Genomic DNA, 14646 nt, shown 5'->3' with positions numbered 1-14646 from the left:
AAAAGCAAAGGGGAGGAGAAGCCGGTATTGTAACCGACCTGCTCCGCCCCTTTTGTTGATTGCGCTGGTGTTGTCGGATTACGCCGATTGTCGGATTACGCCGATTGTCGGATTACGCTGCGCTAATCCGACCTACCCGACCTACCCGACCGACGCGACGATGGCAGGTTTTGCAGGTTGGATTAGCGGAACGCGTAATCTGGCAATCAGGCCGTGGCCTTGGCCAATTGCTCGGCAAAGAAACGGTGGCCCATCTCTTCCAGGCCCAGCGTCTGCAGCACTTCCTGCAAGCGCTCGGTCGGGCGCTGGCGCGGCAGGTTCTTGTAGCTGGCGATGATCAGCTCGTTCTTCATCGAATGCTCCCAGCCCACCAGTTCCGTCACGCTGACCTGGTAGCCGTGAGCTTCGAGCTGCAGGCAGCGCAGCACGTTGGTGATCTGGCTGCCGAATTCGCGCGTGTGCAGCGGATGGCGCCACAGCTCCGTCAGCACGTTCTTGCCCAGGGTCTTGCCCTTGTTCTTCTTCAGCACGGACGCCACTTCGGCCTGGCAGCACGGCACCAGCACCATGAATTTCGCCTTCTTCTTCAGGGCAAAGTGTATCGCGTCATCGGTGGCGGTATTGCAGGCATGCAGGGCCGTAACGATATCGATCTGCTTGGGCAGCAGGCTCGATTCGGTCGACTCGGCCACCGACAGCGGCAAAAACGACATGCCGGGGAACCTGAATTTGGCGGCCAGCTCTTGCGAGCGCTGCACCAGTTCCTCGCGCGTTTCGATGCCGTAGATATGCGAGCCGTCGTTGCCGTTCTTGAAGAACAGGTCGTACAAAATGAAGCCGAGGTAGGACTTGCCGGCGCCATGGTCGACCAGCGACAAGGGTTTGGCACCTTCGGGGTGATCCTTCTGTAATTCGCGCAGCAGCGGCTCGATGAACTGCGTCAGGTGATACACCTGTTTCAGCTTGCGGCGGCTGTCCTGGTTCATCTTGCCGTCGCGCGTGAGGATATGCAGTTCCTGCAGCAGCGCGATCGACTGGCCGTCCTTGATCTCGGGCATATTGCTGGCGGCCGTGATCACGTCTTTCGGCGCGGCGGTGTTGGCGGCGCTTGGCGCCGCGCCCTTAGCGCGCTTCATCGATCCACGCCATCTGTATCGCTTCGAGCACTTTTTCGCCGCCGCGTGCATGGTCGTCGTCGAAACCGTCCAGGCTCACCACCCAGTGATGCAGGTCAGTGAAACGTACGGTCAGGGGATCGATATCGGGATGCGCGTCGTACAGCGCTTCGGCGATCGCCGTGATGTCGGACCATTTCATTTAGTGGCTGCCTTCGCTGACCTGGTTGATCGTGTATTTCGGGATCTCGACCACCAGGTCGGCCTCGGCCACGATAGACTGGCACGACAGGCGCGACACGGCCTCCAGGCCCCAGGCCTTGTCCAGCATGTCTTCTTCCAGTTCGGTCGCTTCGTTGAGCGACTCGATCCCTTCGCGCACCAGCACGTGGCAGGTGGTGCAGGCGCACGATTTTTCGCAGGCGTGCTCGATATCGATATCGTTTTCCAGCAGGATGTCGCAGATGGACTTGCCGGCTGGGGCTTCGATTACGGCGCCGTCCGGGCAAAGCTTGGCGTGCGGCAGGATAACGATTTGTGGCATGGTGTCTTCTTTCAGTCTGTCATTCGGGGCGCGGCGCACTTTGCGGCCGCGCCATATTAATTGTTACGCGACCTGGTCCAGCGATTTGCCGGTCAGCGCCGTGCGCACGCTGCGGTCCATGCGGCGCGCGGCGAAGTCTTCGGTACCGTCCGCCAGCGCCTCGATCACGCGCTTCAGGGCCTGGTGGTCGACGGCGCCGGTTTGCGAGTCGGCAATCGCTGTGCGTACCTGGGCCATCAGGCCATCGACCGCCGCGCGTTCAGCGTCGTCGAGCAGGCCGCCGTCTTCATCAAGCGCCGACTGGGTGGCCAGCACGATGCGCTCGGCTTCGACCTGCTCTTCGCGCAGCGCGCGCGCCACCATGTCGACGTCGGCCGAGGTGTAGGAATCCTGCAGCATGCGCGCGATCTCGTCGTCGCCCAGGCCGTAGGCCGGCTTGACGCTGATCGACGCTTCCACACCCGAGCGCAGTTCGCGCGCCGACACCGACAGCAAGCCGTCCGCGTCGACCTGGTAGGTGATGCGGATGCGCGCGGCGCCGGCCACCATCGGCGGAATGCCGCGCAGTTCAAAGCGCGCCAGCGAACGGCAGTCGGTGACCAGTTCGCGTTCGCCCTGCAGCACGTGCACGGCCAGCGCCGTCTGGCCGTCCTTGAAGGTCGTGAATTCCTGCGCCCGCGCGCACGGTATGGTCGAATTGCGCGGGATGATTTTTTCCACCAGGCCGCCCATGGTCTCGATGCCGAGCGACAGCGGAATCACGTCGAGCAGCAGCCAGTCGTCGCCGGCGGCGCGGTTGCCGGCCAGCAGATTGGCCTGGATCGCCGCACCGAGCGCCACCACCTTGTCGGGGTCGATATTGGCGTGCGGGATGGTGTGGAAGAATTCGCTGACGGCGCGCTGCACGTGCGGCATGCGCGTCGCGCCGCCGACCATCACCACGCCGTCGACGTCGTCCGCATCGACGTTCGCGTCGCGCAGGGCCTTCTTGATGGCGTTCATGGTCTTGACCACCAGGTGCTGGGTCATGGCGGCAAAGTCGGCCGCCTTGATGCGCAGGTGGACTTCCTCGCCCGAGTTCAGCACCGCGTCGATACTCGTTTCTGGCTTGGTCGACAGCAGTTCCTTGACCTCGCGCGCCTTGACCATCAGGATGGCCGTGTCTTCGTCGGACAGCGGGGCCAGTTTTGCCTGCTCGCTGATCCAGCAGAACAGGCGGCGGTCGAAGTCGTCGCCGCCGAGGGCCGAATCGCCGCCGGTGGACAGCACTTCGAACACGCCCTTGCTCAATTTGAGGATCGAGATATCGAAGGTGCCGCCACCGAGGTCATACACGGCGTACACGCCTTCGGAGGCGCTGTCGAGGCCGTACGCAATCGCGGCGGCGGTCGGCTCGCTCAAGAGGCGCAGCACGTTGATGCCGGCCAGCTGGGCCGCGTCCTTGGTGGCCTGGCGCTGGGCGTCGTCGAAATAGGCCGGCACGGTGATCACGGCGCCGACCAGGTCGTCGCCGAGCGAGTCTTCCGCGCGCTGGCGCAGGGTGGCCAGGATCTGCGCCGAGATCTCGACCGGGCTTTTCACGCCGGCCACGGTTTTCAGCTGCACCATGCCGGGCGTATCCTGAAAATCATAGGGCAGGTTTTCCGCATAGGCGATGTCGGCCAGGCCGCGGCCCATGAAGCGCTTGACGGAAACGATGGTGTTCTTCGGATCGGTGGTCTGCGCGTCCAGCGCCTTGTAGCCGATATTGGCGTGGCCGTTCGGCAGGTAGCGCACCACGGACGGCAGCAGCGCGTGGCCGTCTTCGTCGCTGAGCACTTCAGGAATGCTGTTGCGCACGGTGGCGACCAGGGAATTGGTGGTGCCCAGGTCGATGCCGACGGCCAGCCGGTGCTGGTGCGGCGCGGTCGACATGCCTGGTTCGGAAATTTGCAGAAGTGCCATGGTATTCGTGCCTCGATGATGGATTGCGTGGTGCCGCAGATACTGTAGCGCGCATTATAAAGCGCTGAGGAAGCGTTTGCCGCTCAGGCCTCGATGGCTTCGAAGGCAAAACGCACTTCTTCGCCGAATTTGTCGAGGAACATCAGCGCGCGCACGCTTTGCGCGGCGTTTACATAGTCGGCGGCGTCGAGCTGCGCCTGGACCTGGGCCAGCAGTGTCTTGCGTTCGCCGCGCAGCTGGCGGTCGAGCACATCGAGCGCATCGGCGTCCCTGGCGGCACGCGCCTCGCCCAGTGCTTCGCGCCACTCCATCTGCTGCATCAGGAAGCTGACCGGCATGGCCGTGTTCGATTCCGTCTGCAGGTCGACGCCATGGAGTTCGCACAGGTACTGGGCGCGCTTCTGCGGGCTTTTCAGGGTCTGGTAGGCTTCGTTGGCGCGCGTGGCCCATTGCATCGCCACCCGCTTTTCGGCGCTGCTGGCGTTGATGTAGCGGTCCGGGTGAACCTGGCCCTGCACGTCGCGGTAGGCGCTGTCGAGCGCTGCCTGGTCGAGTGCGAACTGCGGCGGCAACTGGAATAATTCGAAGTGGTTTTGCATAGTATGTCGTGGTCGCTGTACCTCAATCGATGAGTACAGCGCACCGACCGGGGATCATGCCTGCTTCTCAGATGCGGAAACTCTCGCCGCAGCCGCAGGCGTCTTTTTCGTTCGGATTGTGGAACTTGAAGCCTTCGTTCAGGCCTTCGCGCGCGAAATCGAGTTCCGTGCCGTCGATATACGGCAGGCTTTTCGGATCGACGAACACTTTCACGCCGTGCGATTCGAACACGCTGTCTTCGGCAGCCACTTCATCGACATATTCGAGCTTGTAGGCCAGGCCCGAGCAGCCGGTGGTGCGTACGCCAAAGCGCAGCCCCATGCCCTTGCCGCGGCGTTCGATATAACGGTTGATGTGCTTTGCCGCTTTTTCGGTCAGTGTAATCATGTATCTCTCCGCAACCGTCCCCTGCCTTGCGGCGCGGGACGGGATGCCAACGAATTTAAGCTGCTGCTGGGTGACGGGTCTTGTAATCGAGTACCGCCGCCTTGATGGCGTCTTCCGCCAGGATCGAGCAGTGGATTTTTACCGGTGGCAGCGCCAGCTCTTCGGCGATCTGGGTGTTCTTGATCGACAGCGCCTGGTCCAGCGTCTTGCCCTTGACCCATTCGGTCACCAGCGAGCTCGAGGCGATGGCCGAACCGCAGCCATAGGTCTTGAATTTCGCATCTTCGATCAGGCCATCGGCGCCGACCTTGATCTGCAGTTTCATCACGTCGCCGCAGGCGGGCGCGCCCACCATGCCGGTGCCGATGGTTTCATCACCCTTGTCAAAGGCGCCCACGTTGCGTGGATTTTCGTAATGATCGAGTACTTTGTCCGAGTAAGCCATTGTGATGCTCCTTAAATATGCTTGCCAGCCCCGATTGGGGTCAAATTGTTACAAAGTGCCTGGAAAACCGTAGCGAGCGGAAGTGAGTTGTGGCCGAGAAGCGGAACTGTGCTTGAGCACAGTGAGCATCGCAGGCCGCAAATCGCGACGCGCAGCAGGTTTAACAGGTACTTTTAGTGGGCTGCCCATTGGATCGAGTTAATATCGATGCCATCCTTGAACATGTCCCACAGCGGCGACAGTTCGCGCAGCTTGTGGACTTTCGATTTCAGCAGGTCGACGGCGAAGTCGATGTCGGCTTCGGTCGAGAAACGGCCGATGGTGAAACGGATCGAGCTGTGCGCCAGTTCGTCGCTGCGGCCCAGGGCGCGCAGCACGTACGATGGTTCCAGGCTGGCCGAGGTGCAGGCCGAACCGGACGACACGGCGATATCCTTGATCGCCATGATCAGCGACTCGCCTTCGACGTAGTTGAAGCTGACGTTCAGGTTGTGCGGCACGCGGTGATCCATGTCGCCGTTGATATAGACTTCCTCGATTTCCTGCAGGCCCTTGGCCAGGCGGTCGCGCAGGGCCTTGATGCGGCCCAGTTCGACATCCATTTCTTCCTTGGCCAGGCGAAACGCTTCGCCCATGCCGACGATCTGGTGGGTCGGCAAGGTGCCCGAACGCAGGCCGCGCTCGTGGCCGCCACCGTGCATCTGCGCTTCGAGGCGCACGCGCGGCTTGCGGCAGACATACAGCGCGCCCACGCCTTTCGGGCCGTAGGTTTTGTGCGCCGTGAAGGTCATCAGGTCGACCTTGGTTTTCTGCAGGTCGATCACCACCTTGCCAGTCGCTTGCGCGGCGTCGCAATGGAAGATGATGCCTTTCGAGCGGCACAGGGCGCCGATGTCGTCGATCGGCTGGATCACGCCGATTTCGTTATTGACCAGCATGACCGAGATCAGGATGGTGTCCGGACGGATGGCGGCGGTCAGCTGCTCGATGGTGATCAGGCCGTTATCCTGCGGCTCCAGATAGGTCGCTTCGAAACCCTGGCGTTCCAGTTCGCGCACGGTGTCGAGCACGGCCTTGTGCTCGGTCTTCACCGTGATGATGTGCTTGCCTTTGGTCTTGTAGAACTGCGCCGCGCCCTTGATCGCCAGATTGTTGCTTTCGGTGGCGCCCGAGGTCCAGATGATTTCGCGCGGGTCGGCGTTGACCAGCGCGGCCACGTGGCCGCGCGCTTCTTCCACGGCTTTTTCCGCGGTCCAGCCATACATGTGGCTGCGCGACGCCGGATTGCCGAACTGCTCGCGCAGGTAGGGAATCATCTTGTCGGCGACGCGTGGATCGATCGGCGTGGTGGCCGAATAGTCCATGTAGATCGGGAAATGCGGTGCCGTTTCAAAGTGCACCTGGCCTGCGTTTTTTTCTGGGGCGTTCATCAATAACTCCTGCGATCAGCAACTGGTATTTTGGTCTTCTTATCCGAGGGCGGCGTGGTTACGGTGCATCACCATCACGCTTTGCTCGGCGTTCTTTTGTCTCTGCTGGTCGACCAGGTCCTGCAGCGACACAGAATCCAGATAATCGACCATTTTTTCATTCAGGGTGGACCACAGCTCGTGCGTCATGCAACGCGCGCCGGTGGCCGCGTCGGCGCCGTGGCAATGCTCCTTGCCGCCGCACTGGGTGGCGTCGAGCGGTTCGTCGACGGCGATGATGATGTCGGCCACCGTCACCTTGTCGGCGCGGCGCGCCAGGCTGTAACCACCGCCCGGACCACGGATCGACTCGACGATCTCATGGCGGCGCAGCTTGCCGAACAGCTGTTCCAGGTAGGACAGGGAAATCGACTGGCGCTGGCTGATGCCCGACAGCGTGACCGGCCCCTTGCCCTGGCGCAGGGCAAGATCGATCATCGCAGTCACGGCAAAACGGCCTTTTGTGGTCAGACGCATACATCCTCGGCTCAACTGGGTTAAAATATTGCGGCTTTTTAACTACTTTTTCAACTGCTGCATCCCTGAGTAGTTGAATGATTTAGTCAAGTATAGCAAATCCGCGAGGGTTTGTCAGAGCGCCCTTATTTACGCCAGTGCGATTGCATGAAGGCCACGTGATCAGATTGTTCATAACGTAAGAATCGACTTGATGAGTTGCTGCCGGCGGCGATCTGCGCAGCCATCTGCGTTGCGCAGAGTTGGACGGCGATTGTCGAGTGGAGCGAGGTGGAGCGAGACTCAGCTCGACAGACCACGCCAGTAGTTGCCCTTTGCCAATGGCATTGCCTCGCATGACACCTTCGGACACGTGTGTTCCCGGCTCGATGCCACGCAGTTCCTGCGCCAAATTGCGCTCAACTTGCTGACAAATGAAAAGTCGACCAAGGTTGGCATCGCGACCAAACGCTTGAAATCTGGCTGCAGCGCTGACTATCTTGCCAAGGTCTCGGGCTTGTCCATTTGATGCTTCATGCAATCACCCGGGACCAGGCACCGAGCATATCGTGGCCCGGCCAGCGGCGGGGCACACAGGCCCCAAGCGTGAAAGCCATGCCGCCACCGCCACGTGGAAGACTGCGGCGAACTGATCACCGTAGCCACTCTCTTGCCACAAGGCAGCGCCGGCCTGGCCGACCGACTCGTGGACTGTCACGCGGCCACAATGGCGCCACAGACTGTCCAGGGCAGGTGGCATGAACGTCCCCTCAGCTGTCCGAAGGAATGCCGGCCAGGGCGCTCAGGCTTTCCACGTAAGGGGCCTGGGCCGCTTCGACCACCGAATCCTTGAAGCCCGCGACTTTTTCCTTGGCCAGTGCCTTGATCTCTTCCTCCAGGCTCGGGTTGTTGAGCTTTGCGCGCACGGGGAATGGCGCGCCCGTGCTGGTGACGAACATGAAACCGCCGGCGCCGAGAAATTCGGCAGCCTTGTCGATCACCGGGTCGATTTGCGCCTTGAGGCGCTCGACCACGCTCATGAAGCCATTCATGGTCAGCAACTTACATTCAAGCGCCACCATGGCCGAGGTCTCGAGCGACAGGAAGTAATAGGTCGCCAGCAAGGGGCTCACGTCAAACAGCGCTTTCGCATTGGTATTCGATTGCGGCGTCAGCTTGGCCAGTTCGACATTGATTGTCGTCATCTGGTCGACGGCATTGAGGATCTTGGTGACAAAGTCCCATACCTTGCTGCAGGCGTCATAGACTTTTTTGGCGATTTCAAGCCCGACCGTGATGGCCGCGCCGATCGGACCGGCGGCCGCGCACACGCCCTTGACGAGCGCCGTCGCCAGCGCGGTGCCCGCCTCCTTCAGGCTGGCGTTGCGCTCCTCGTCCCACAGATTGACGATGGCCCCGTAAGCATCGCCGGTGGCGCCGGTGCGCACCGCATACCGATTGCGTTTTGCCTCATTGCCGGCCAGATGCGCCTTCAGGGCCTTGTAAAATGCGGCGCCGGCGTCTGCCGCGGTCGACAAGAGGTTCACCCCCGGAATCACGCTGATCAATTCATAGGCGGCCTTGCCCACCGTGCGCGCGACCGTTTCCATGCAGTTCTTCATGAATTCTTCGGCAATGCCGAGACCCTTGATGGCTTGCTTGATGGCATTGGCCATCTCGTTGCCGCCCGGATTGCCCAGTTTGGCGCCGACGGCCCTGGCCACCAGGCGCATGAATTGCGCTTCCTTCGATTTGCTGACGGCCAGGGCGGCCTTATCCATCGAGCGCCCGGCCGACACGGCCAGGCCACCGGCCGCGGCCGCGCCGCGCTGCGCCACCCCGAGCGTCGCCTCGGCGCTTATGGCGAGTCCGTCGTCGATGGTTTTTTGCAGCCCCGTCTGCTCGGCCACCATGCCGGCCAGCTCGCCCACGCTGGCGCGCACGAACGAGCCTTTGGCGATCATCCTCGCGCCCTTGAACATGTCGCAGAACTGGGTCGAATAGCTGGTTTGCTGTTCCTCGAACCATTGCGCTTCCGAGGCGGGAATGGAAGCGCTGCTGTAGGCCGATGTCAGGCGCATCGAACGCGTCAGAATGTCGTCGAGCGTCTCGAAGATATGGCTGGCATTGCGCTTCGAGGCTTTCCAGCCGCCTACCTGATCTCTTTCGCTGCGATCACTCTTCCATGAATTGAGCGCGTAATACATGAGCACGGCGTGCACCGCGAGGTCTTCCACCGCATCTACCGTGACCAGGCCGGAAATGGCGGCGCGCGCGTGATACTTCTTCAATTCGCGGTCCAGCCCTTGCAGCGTGTTGCTGCGCGTCTTGCCGAACAACTCGGTACGGGTTTTCCAGATCGCGGGAGTAATCGCCAGTAATTCTTTTTGACACCGGAACAGATTGCTGAAGTGGCTCAGGGCCGGCCCGTGAAGATCGCCAGTGTTTTGCGCGCCATGCGATGTTTCCTTTGACAAGATCAAGTGATAGAAGTTTGCCATCAGATTACTTGAAATTCGGAAAGAACGACAGAGAAATCCTCGCCCTCCCCGGCGGCCAGCTTTATTGGCCAGCACCACGCCGCTCCGGGACCATGAGACAGGACCACGGCAGGATCGAAACTCGGCGCTGCCTGCCTAAAAGCGGGCTGGAGCGCCGACTATCTTGCCAAGGTATTGGGCTTGCCCACTTGATGCTTCATGCAATCACCCTGTTATTTCCACCAGATCGCCGAGGCGTTCGCTTCAACTGCCGCGCAATGCGGCACGCACCTTCATCAGTTCAAACCCCAGCAGGTTCAAGCCGTCCCAGGTGGCCGGATCGAGGATGCGCGCATTGTCCGACGCCAGGCCCACGCCCCAGATCCGGTCGACCGGACTGGCCTCGACGATGATGCGCTCGCCGGTAGCAAGCAGGAACTTGCGCAGCGCGGGCTTTTGCGAGAATTTGGCGTAATTGCCATCGTAGACGATGGCCGCGCGCGCCGCTTCCCACGTTTTCGCGTCGAAATTGGCCACCTCGCGGCCCAGCTTTTTCACTTCCGACGGCCGCTCGGCCGCCACGATGCGCGCCTGCACCTTTGTATCGCCGAACAGCGCCGCTTTTTGCGCCATCATGTAGTGCTCGGCCGTGGCATAGCGCACGCCGGCCAGGCTGAATGGCGAAGGAAACCACTGGCTCAGACAGCTCTTGTCGGCCAGTTGCGGCTGCGCCGGCGTATGGCCCCAGAAGTGCAGGTAATCGGGCACGCCACCGGCGGCGATCCAGGCCTTCAATTGTTCTACATTATTGATTTGCATATTCCTCGAACTTCCGCCAGGCAAGTCCTGGCTGGCGCGCTTGTGATCGCACAAGATAAAAGCGAAATTGTAACTGAAGACGGCTCAAAGCTTGCATCATCCCCAAGCTTGCCAGCGATCGTCGCCATGCAAATAACACCATCGATTTTCCTCAGCAGCCGCCTGGCGTCCCCGACATCCATGTACCGCCTGACTCTCTATCTGCCGGCCGGCACCGCCCGCTGGCGCTGCCTGGCCACGCAGTTGTGGCGGTGCTGGGCGCTGTCGCCTTGCACACAGGCGCAGGATCTGGCCACGGACACCCAAAGCCAGCTTGCGCACCCGGTGCCGCGCCAGGTGCTGGTGCTGTATTCGCTGGGCAGCGACGCTTCGTCGCTGTAGCTAACCCTGATGCGGCGCGGCATGAACGCAGAGCTGGCCAACCGGAACTGGAACAGCACGTCCTGATAAGCGGCCTGGAAACGTATTTGCGCACCTGGTACGCTCAATTTGATCAAAAATTAAATACGAATAATTATCATTTGCATTGACAATTATTGTCTGAATCGCTATTGTAGCTGCGCAGCAATCAGGCCATGTCCATCGCTTGCCATTGCGCCATACAGCACCCTTCCACCTGCATACGACACCATGAAAACTGCCCTCCCCCGTCTCAAGCCCCTGCCGCTGCTGCTGGCCGGCCTGCTGATCCTGCCGGGCCATGCCCGTGCACAGGACACGCAAACCCTGCAACAAATCACCGTCACCGGCAGCGCCGGCGGCGCCGCGCTCGTGGCAAGCGGCGCCAAGACCCAGGGCGGCGCGCTCGATACGCCGCAAGCGGTCAGCGTGGTGACGCAGGAAAGCCTGCGCAGCCGCTCGGCGCTGACCAGCAAGGATGCGCTCGACTACACCAGCAGCGTGGTGGCCGGCCAGGGCGAAGGCCGGCGCGACGAATTCTACATACGCGGCTTCTATTCGCTGCGCGACACCACGCTCGACGGCGTGCGCGACGACACGCTGTATTCGCGCGACCTGGCCACGGTCGAGCAGATCGAAGTGATCAAGGGCGCCGCGGCGGCCTTGTACGGGCGCGGCTCGGCCGGCGGCATCATCAACCGCGTCAGCAAGCAGCCGCGCGCCAGACAGCAGACCGAGGTCAGCGCGACCCTGGGCGCGCACCAGGAACGGCGCGTGAGCATCGACACCGGCGGCGCACTGAACGATCAGGTCGACGCGCGCCTGATCGCCGTCCACGACAGCGGCGACAGCTATCGCGACGTGGTCGAGCATACCCGCAAGCTGCTGGCGCCGTCCGTAAAATGGACGCTGACGCCAGACACGTCGCTGCTGCTGCAGGCCGAGGTGCAGCGCGAAGACCGTACACCCGATCGCGGCGTGCCGTCGCTCAATGGCCGCCCGGTCGATGTCGATCCTTCCACGTTTTACGGCGAACGCTACGACTACACTGCCACCGACAGCGACATGGGCAAGGCCCGGCTGGAGCACCGTTTGAACGACCGCCTCAAACTGGTCAACACGCTGCAATACAGCCGCACGGACCTCGATGGCGTCAACACCCGCAACCGCCGCGTCAACGCCAACGGCACGGTCTCGCGCCAGGTGACGTTCTTTCCGCAACAGCAGCGCAACCTGATCAACCAGACCGAACTCGGCTACACCGGCAACGGCCACGCGGTGCTCCTCGGGATGGAACTGTCGGAACAAAAACGCGACATGGTGACGGCGCAAACCGGCATCGGCTTGCCGGTCAGCCTGGTCGCGCCACAACATGTGCTGGCGATGCCCCAGCTGGGCAGCCTGCCGGTGTCGCTGGACAACGCCTTTGTCGCCAAAACCCGGGCCCTCTACCTGCAGGACCAGATCGACCTGGCGCCACGCTGGAAAGCGCTGGCGGGCCTGCGTTTCGACCGCTTCGGGCAGCAGCAGACCAACCGCCTGAGCAAGGTGACAAGCGAGCGCACCGACAACAAGGCCTCGCCGCGCGTGGGGCTGGTGTACCAGCCGGTGGACGGCCAGTCGTGGTACCTGAACGTCGGGCGCTCCTACCAGCCGGGCGGCGGCGACCTGCTTTACACGGGCAATACGGCGCTGTCGCAGGTCCGGCCTTTGCAGACGGACTTGCAGGAAGTGGGCTACAAGCAGGACTGGCTGGACGGACGCTTCTTCACCACCGCCTCGCTGTTTCGCATCGAACAGCGCAACCAGCTGACGCTAGACCCGGCCGATCCGGCCGGCCTGCGCCAGCTGCAGGTGGGCAAGCAGCGCAACCAAGGCATGGAACTCGAACTGCAGGGGCGGCTGTGGCAGGGCGGGCGCGTGAGCGCGGCATATACCTATAACGACGCGCGCATCGTCGCCTCCAACGATATCGCCAGCGGCAACCGGGCCGAGATGACGGCGCGCCACCGCGCCAGCTTCTGGCTCGACCAGCAGATCGCCCCTTCGTGGAGCGCGGGCCTGGGCTTACTGCTCAACAGCGACCAGTTCGCACTGTCCGACAATACCGTGCGCCTGCCCGGCTATGGCCGCGTCGACGCCGCCCTCGCCTATCGTCAACCGGGCTACGACGTGCGCTTCAAGGTCAACAACCTCGGCGACGCGCGCTTTTTTGAATCGGCCATCAACAATGTGCAGATCCAGCCCGGCGCGCCACGCAGCGCCAGCGTGACGCTGACCGCCCGCTTCTGAGCTACTCGCAGTCCGGCTGGCGCGCCGGATGCGCCAGCTGAAAGGCGGGCAGCTGCGCGCACGCCGCATCGATGCGCACCAGCGCCGGAAACGGCGCCAGGTCGACCTCGAAGCGCCGCGCGCTGAACAGGTGCGGCACCAGGCAGCAGTCGGCCAGGGTCGGCGTAGCGCCATGGCAGTATCGGCCCCGGTTGCCAGCGCGGCTCAGCATCGCGTCGAACGTGACCAGCCCTTCGCGCAGCCAGTGCCGCTGCCAGGCCAGCTTGGCTTCTTCGCTCTGCCCCAGTTCTCCTTTGATATATTTGAGCACGCGCAGGTTGCCCAGCGGGTGGGTGTCGGCCACCAGAGCCAGGGCCAGCGCGCGCACATGGGCGCGGCCGGCCGCGTCGCCGGGCAGCAGTGGCGCATCGGGACGCGTCTCTTCCAGGTATTCGAGGATCGCCAGCGACTGGCCGATCGCGACACCATTGTCGTCGACCAGCGTGGGCACCAGCGCCGACGGGTTGACCTGGCGGTAGGCGTCGGCCAGTTGCTCGCCGCCGCCGCGCAGCAGATGCACGGGCACCGCCTGGTACTCCAGGCCCTTCAGATTCAGGGCGATGCGCACCCGGTAGGCGGCCGAGCTGCGGAAATAGGTATAGAGCTTCATCAGGCTTTTTCGCGGTAACGGGTCACGGCCTGGTCGATGGCGCCGAAGATGCTGGCGCCGCCGGCGTCGACCATCTCGATGCGCACGCGGTCGCCGAACTTCAGATAGGCCGTTTGCGGCGCACCGCTCTCGATGGTTTCGTACATGCGCACTTCGGCCAGGCAGCAGTAGCCGACGCCGCCGTTCCCGATACTCGATCCGAACAAGTTGCCCTGCTTGTTCGACACCGTGCCGGAGCCGATAATGGTGCCGGCGGCCAGTTCGCGCGTTTTGGCGGCATGGGCGACCAGCTGCGCGAAATTGAAGGTCATGTCCTCGCCCGCATTGGGCTTGCCGAAGGGCTGGCCGTTCAGTTGCACCAGCAGCGGCAGGTGCAGCTTGGTGTCACGCCAGTCGCCACCGAGTTCGTCGGGCGTGACGGCCACCGGCGAAAACGCGCTGGCCGCTTTCGACTGGAAGAAGCCGAAGCCTTTGGCCAGCTCTCCCGGAATCAGGTTGCGCAGCGAGACGTCGTTGACCAGCATCACCAGGCGAATTGCCTGCGCCGCGTCGGCCACGCTGGCGCCCATGGCCACGTCGCCAATGATCACCGCCACCTCCGCTTCCAGGTCGATGCCCCACTCTTCCGACAAGGCAAAGACCGGGTCGCGCGGGCCGATAAAACTGTCCGAGCCGCCCTGGTACATCAGCGGGTCGGTATAGAACGAGGCCGGCACTTCCGCATTGCGCGCCTTGCGCACCAGTTCCACATGGTTGATATAGGCCGAGCCATCGGCCCACTGGTAGGCGCGCGGCAGCGGCGAGTGGCACAGCGCCTGGTCGAACGGCTGGGCGCCTGGCGCCTGGCCGACGTTCAGGCTAGCGTAGGCCAGTTCCAGCTGTGGCGCGATGGCATCCCAGTTGTCGAGCGCCGCCTGCAGGGTGGCGGCGATCGCGGGCACCGGCAGGTACTGGCGCAGGTCGCGGCTGACGAGGACCAGCGCGCCGTCACGGCTGGCATTCTTGAGGGTGGCAAGTTTCATGGTGGCGTCCTTTGTGCGAGGTTTT

General features: G+C 62.7%; 15 protein-coding genes. 2 read left to right on the top strand and 13 right to left on the bottom strand.

The window, feature by feature from the left end; translation table 11 throughout:
* Nucleotides 1–206 precede the first annotated feature (206 nt).
* From ASR47_RS25775 to ASR47_RS25720, 11 genes are all read right to left on the bottom strand, one after another.
* Nucleotides 207–1136: a class I SAM-dependent methyltransferase gene (locus ASR47_RS25775; RefSeq protein WP_065310631.1), complete on the bottom strand. Its 930-nt coding sequence runs from the start codon at nt 1134–1136 to the stop codon at nt 207–209.
* A complete protein-coding gene (iscX, locus tag ASR47_RS25770) occupies nt 1123–1317 on the bottom strand; it encodes a Fe-S cluster assembly protein IscX (RefSeq protein ID WP_065310630.1) in 195 nt (64 codons plus the stop codon). The genes ASR47_RS25775 and iscX overlap by 14 nt, the downstream gene beginning before the upstream one ends.
* Nucleotides 1318–1659, bottom strand: coding sequence for an ISC system 2Fe-2S type ferredoxin (fdx, locus tag ASR47_RS25765; RefSeq protein WP_034750070.1), 342 nt, complete (start codon nt 1657–1659; stop codon nt 1318–1320).
* A gap of 63 nt (nt 1660–1722) precedes the next feature.
* Nucleotides 1723–3603: a Fe-S protein assembly chaperone HscA gene (gene hscA / locus ASR47_RS25760; protein ID WP_065310629.1), complete on the bottom strand. Its 1881-nt coding sequence runs from the start codon at nt 3601–3603 to the stop codon at nt 1723–1725.
* A gap of 83 nt (nt 3604–3686) precedes the next feature.
* Nucleotides 3687–4202 carry a Fe-S protein assembly co-chaperone HscB gene (gene hscB / locus ASR47_RS25755; protein ID WP_065310628.1) on the bottom strand — a complete coding sequence of 172 codons (516 nt, stop codon included), beginning with the start codon at nt 4200–4202 and terminating at the stop codon, nt 3687–3689.
* A 67-nt stretch (nt 4203–4269) separates the two neighbouring features.
* On the bottom strand, nt 4270–4590 hold the full coding sequence (iscA, locus tag ASR47_RS25750; RefSeq protein WP_010399774.1) for an iron-sulfur cluster assembly protein IscA: 321 nt from the start codon (nt 4588–4590) through the stop codon (nt 4270–4272).
* Between the two features lie 55 nt (nt 4591–4645).
* A complete protein-coding gene (gene iscU / locus ASR47_RS25745) occupies nt 4646–5035 on the bottom strand; it encodes a Fe-S cluster assembly scaffold IscU (RefSeq protein ID WP_038493869.1) in 390 nt (129 codons plus the stop codon).
* A 173-nt stretch (nt 5036–5208) separates the two neighbouring features.
* A complete protein-coding gene (locus ASR47_RS25740) occupies nt 5209–6465 on the bottom strand; it encodes an IscS subfamily cysteine desulfurase (RefSeq protein WP_065310627.1) in 1257 nt (418 codons plus the stop codon).
* 39 nt (nt 6466–6504) lie between these two features.
* Complete coding sequence (gene iscR, locus ASR47_RS25735; RefSeq protein ID WP_065310626.1) at nt 6505–6981, bottom strand: Fe-S cluster assembly transcriptional regulator IscR; 477 nt, start codon at nt 6979–6981, stop codon at nt 6505–6507.
* A 749-nt stretch (nt 6982–7730) separates the two neighbouring features.
* Nucleotides 7731–9461 carry a hypothetical protein gene (locus ASR47_RS27605; RefSeq protein WP_171899039.1) on the bottom strand — a complete coding sequence of 577 codons (1731 nt, stop codon included), beginning with the start codon at nt 9459–9461 and terminating at the stop codon, nt 7731–7733.
* Nucleotides 9462–9704: 243 nt separating this feature from the next.
* Complete coding sequence (locus ASR47_RS25720; protein ID WP_065310623.1) at nt 9705–10259, bottom strand: riboflavin biosynthesis intermediates N-glycosidase; 555 nt, start codon at nt 10257–10259, stop codon at nt 9705–9707.
* Between the two features lie 126 nt (nt 10260–10385).
* Between ASR47_RS25720 and ASR47_RS25715 the strand changes: the two genes are divergently transcribed.
* The gene (locus ASR47_RS25715) at nt 10386–10640 is read left to right on the top strand and encodes a hypothetical protein (protein WP_171899038.1); all 255 of its coding nucleotides are present in this window, start codon (nt 10386–10388) and stop codon (nt 10638–10640) included.
* Between the two features lie 249 nt (nt 10641–10889).
* Complete coding sequence (locus ASR47_RS25710; RefSeq protein WP_065310621.1) at nt 10890–12950, top strand: TonB-dependent receptor; 2061 nt, start codon at nt 10890–10892, stop codon at nt 12948–12950.
* 1 nt (nt 12951) lies between these two features.
* Here the strand turns inward: ASR47_RS25710 and maiA are convergent, their stop codons facing one another.
* Both maiA and ASR47_RS25700 read right to left on the bottom strand, forming a co-directional pair.
* Nucleotides 12952–13599 (bottom strand): maleylacetoacetate isomerase, encoded by a 648-nt coding sequence (gene maiA, locus ASR47_RS25705; RefSeq protein ID WP_065310620.1) that lies wholly within the window; start codon nt 13597–13599, stop codon nt 12952–12954.
* Nucleotides 13599–14621 carry a fumarylacetoacetate hydrolase family protein gene (locus ASR47_RS25700; protein ID WP_065310619.1) on the bottom strand — a complete coding sequence of 341 codons (1023 nt, stop codon included), beginning with the start codon at nt 14619–14621 and terminating at the stop codon, nt 13599–13601. The genes maiA and ASR47_RS25700 overlap by 1 nt, the downstream gene beginning before the upstream one ends.
* Between the last annotated feature and the right edge of the window lie 25 nt (nt 14622–14646).

This window comes from Janthinobacterium psychrotolerans (assembly GCF_001677885.1).
In the GTDB taxonomy this organism is placed as follows: domain Bacteria; phylum Pseudomonadota; class Gammaproteobacteria; order Burkholderiales; family Burkholderiaceae_D; genus Janthinobacterium; species Janthinobacterium psychrotolerans.
The sequence above is the reverse complement of the archived record's forward strand: the minus strand, read 5'-3'. Positions and strand labels throughout refer to the sequence as shown.

What these genes read in the sequence shown, in the direction of transcription:
- ASR47_RS25740 (WP_065310627.1), bottom strand. Translation starts at nt 6,465, where the DNA reads ATGAACGCCCCAGAAAAAAACGCAGGCCAGGTGCACTTTGAAACGGCA.
- ASR47_RS25700 (WP_065310619.1), bottom strand. Translation starts at nt 14,621, where the DNA reads ATGAAACTTGCCACCCTCAAGAATGCCAGCCGTGACGGCGCGCTGGTC.
- ASR47_RS27605 (WP_171899039.1), bottom strand. Translation starts at nt 9,461, where the DNA reads ATGGCAAACTTCTATCACTTGATCTTGTCAAAGGAAACATCGCATGGC.
- ASR47_RS25720 (WP_065310623.1), bottom strand. Translation starts at nt 10,259, where the DNA reads ATGCAAATCAATAATGTAGAACAATTGAAGGCCTGGATCGCCGCCGGT.
- fdx (WP_034750070.1), bottom strand. Translation starts at nt 1,659, where the DNA reads ATGCCACAAATCGTTATCCTGCCGCACGCCAAGCTTTGCCCGGACGGC.
- iscU (WP_038493869.1), bottom strand. Translation starts at nt 5,035, where the DNA reads ATGGCTTACTCGGACAAAGTACTCGATCATTACGAAAATCCACGCAAC.
- ASR47_RS25715 (WP_171899038.1), top strand. Translation starts at nt 10,386, where the DNA reads ATGCAAATAACACCATCGATTTTCCTCAGCAGCCGCCTGGCGTCCCCG.
- ASR47_RS25775 (WP_065310631.1), bottom strand. Translation starts at nt 1,136, where the DNA reads ATGAAGCGCGCTAAGGGCGCGGCGCCAAGCGCCGCCAACACCGCCGCG.
- hscA (WP_065310629.1), bottom strand. Translation starts at nt 3,603, where the DNA reads ATGGCACTTCTGCAAATTTCCGAACCAGGCATGTCGACCGCGCCGCAC.
- iscX (WP_065310630.1), bottom strand. Translation starts at nt 1,317, where the DNA reads ATGAAATGGTCCGACATCACGGCGATCGCCGAAGCGCTGTACGACGCG.
- hscB (WP_065310628.1), bottom strand. Translation starts at nt 4,202, where the DNA reads ATGCAAAACCACTTCGAATTATTCCAGTTGCCGCCGCAGTTCGCACTC.
- iscR (WP_065310626.1), bottom strand. Translation starts at nt 6,981, where the DNA reads ATGCGTCTGACCACAAAAGGCCGTTTTGCCGTGACTGCGATGATCGAT.
- maiA (WP_065310620.1), bottom strand. Translation starts at nt 13,599, where the DNA reads ATGAAGCTCTATACCTATTTCCGCAGCTCGGCCGCCTACCGGGTGCGC.
- iscA (WP_010399774.1), bottom strand. Translation starts at nt 4,590, where the DNA reads ATGATTACACTGACCGAAAAAGCGGCAAAGCACATCAACCGTTATATC.
- ASR47_RS25710 (WP_065310621.1), top strand. Translation starts at nt 10,890, where the DNA reads ATGAAAACTGCCCTCCCCCGTCTCAAGCCCCTGCCGCTGCTGCTGGCC.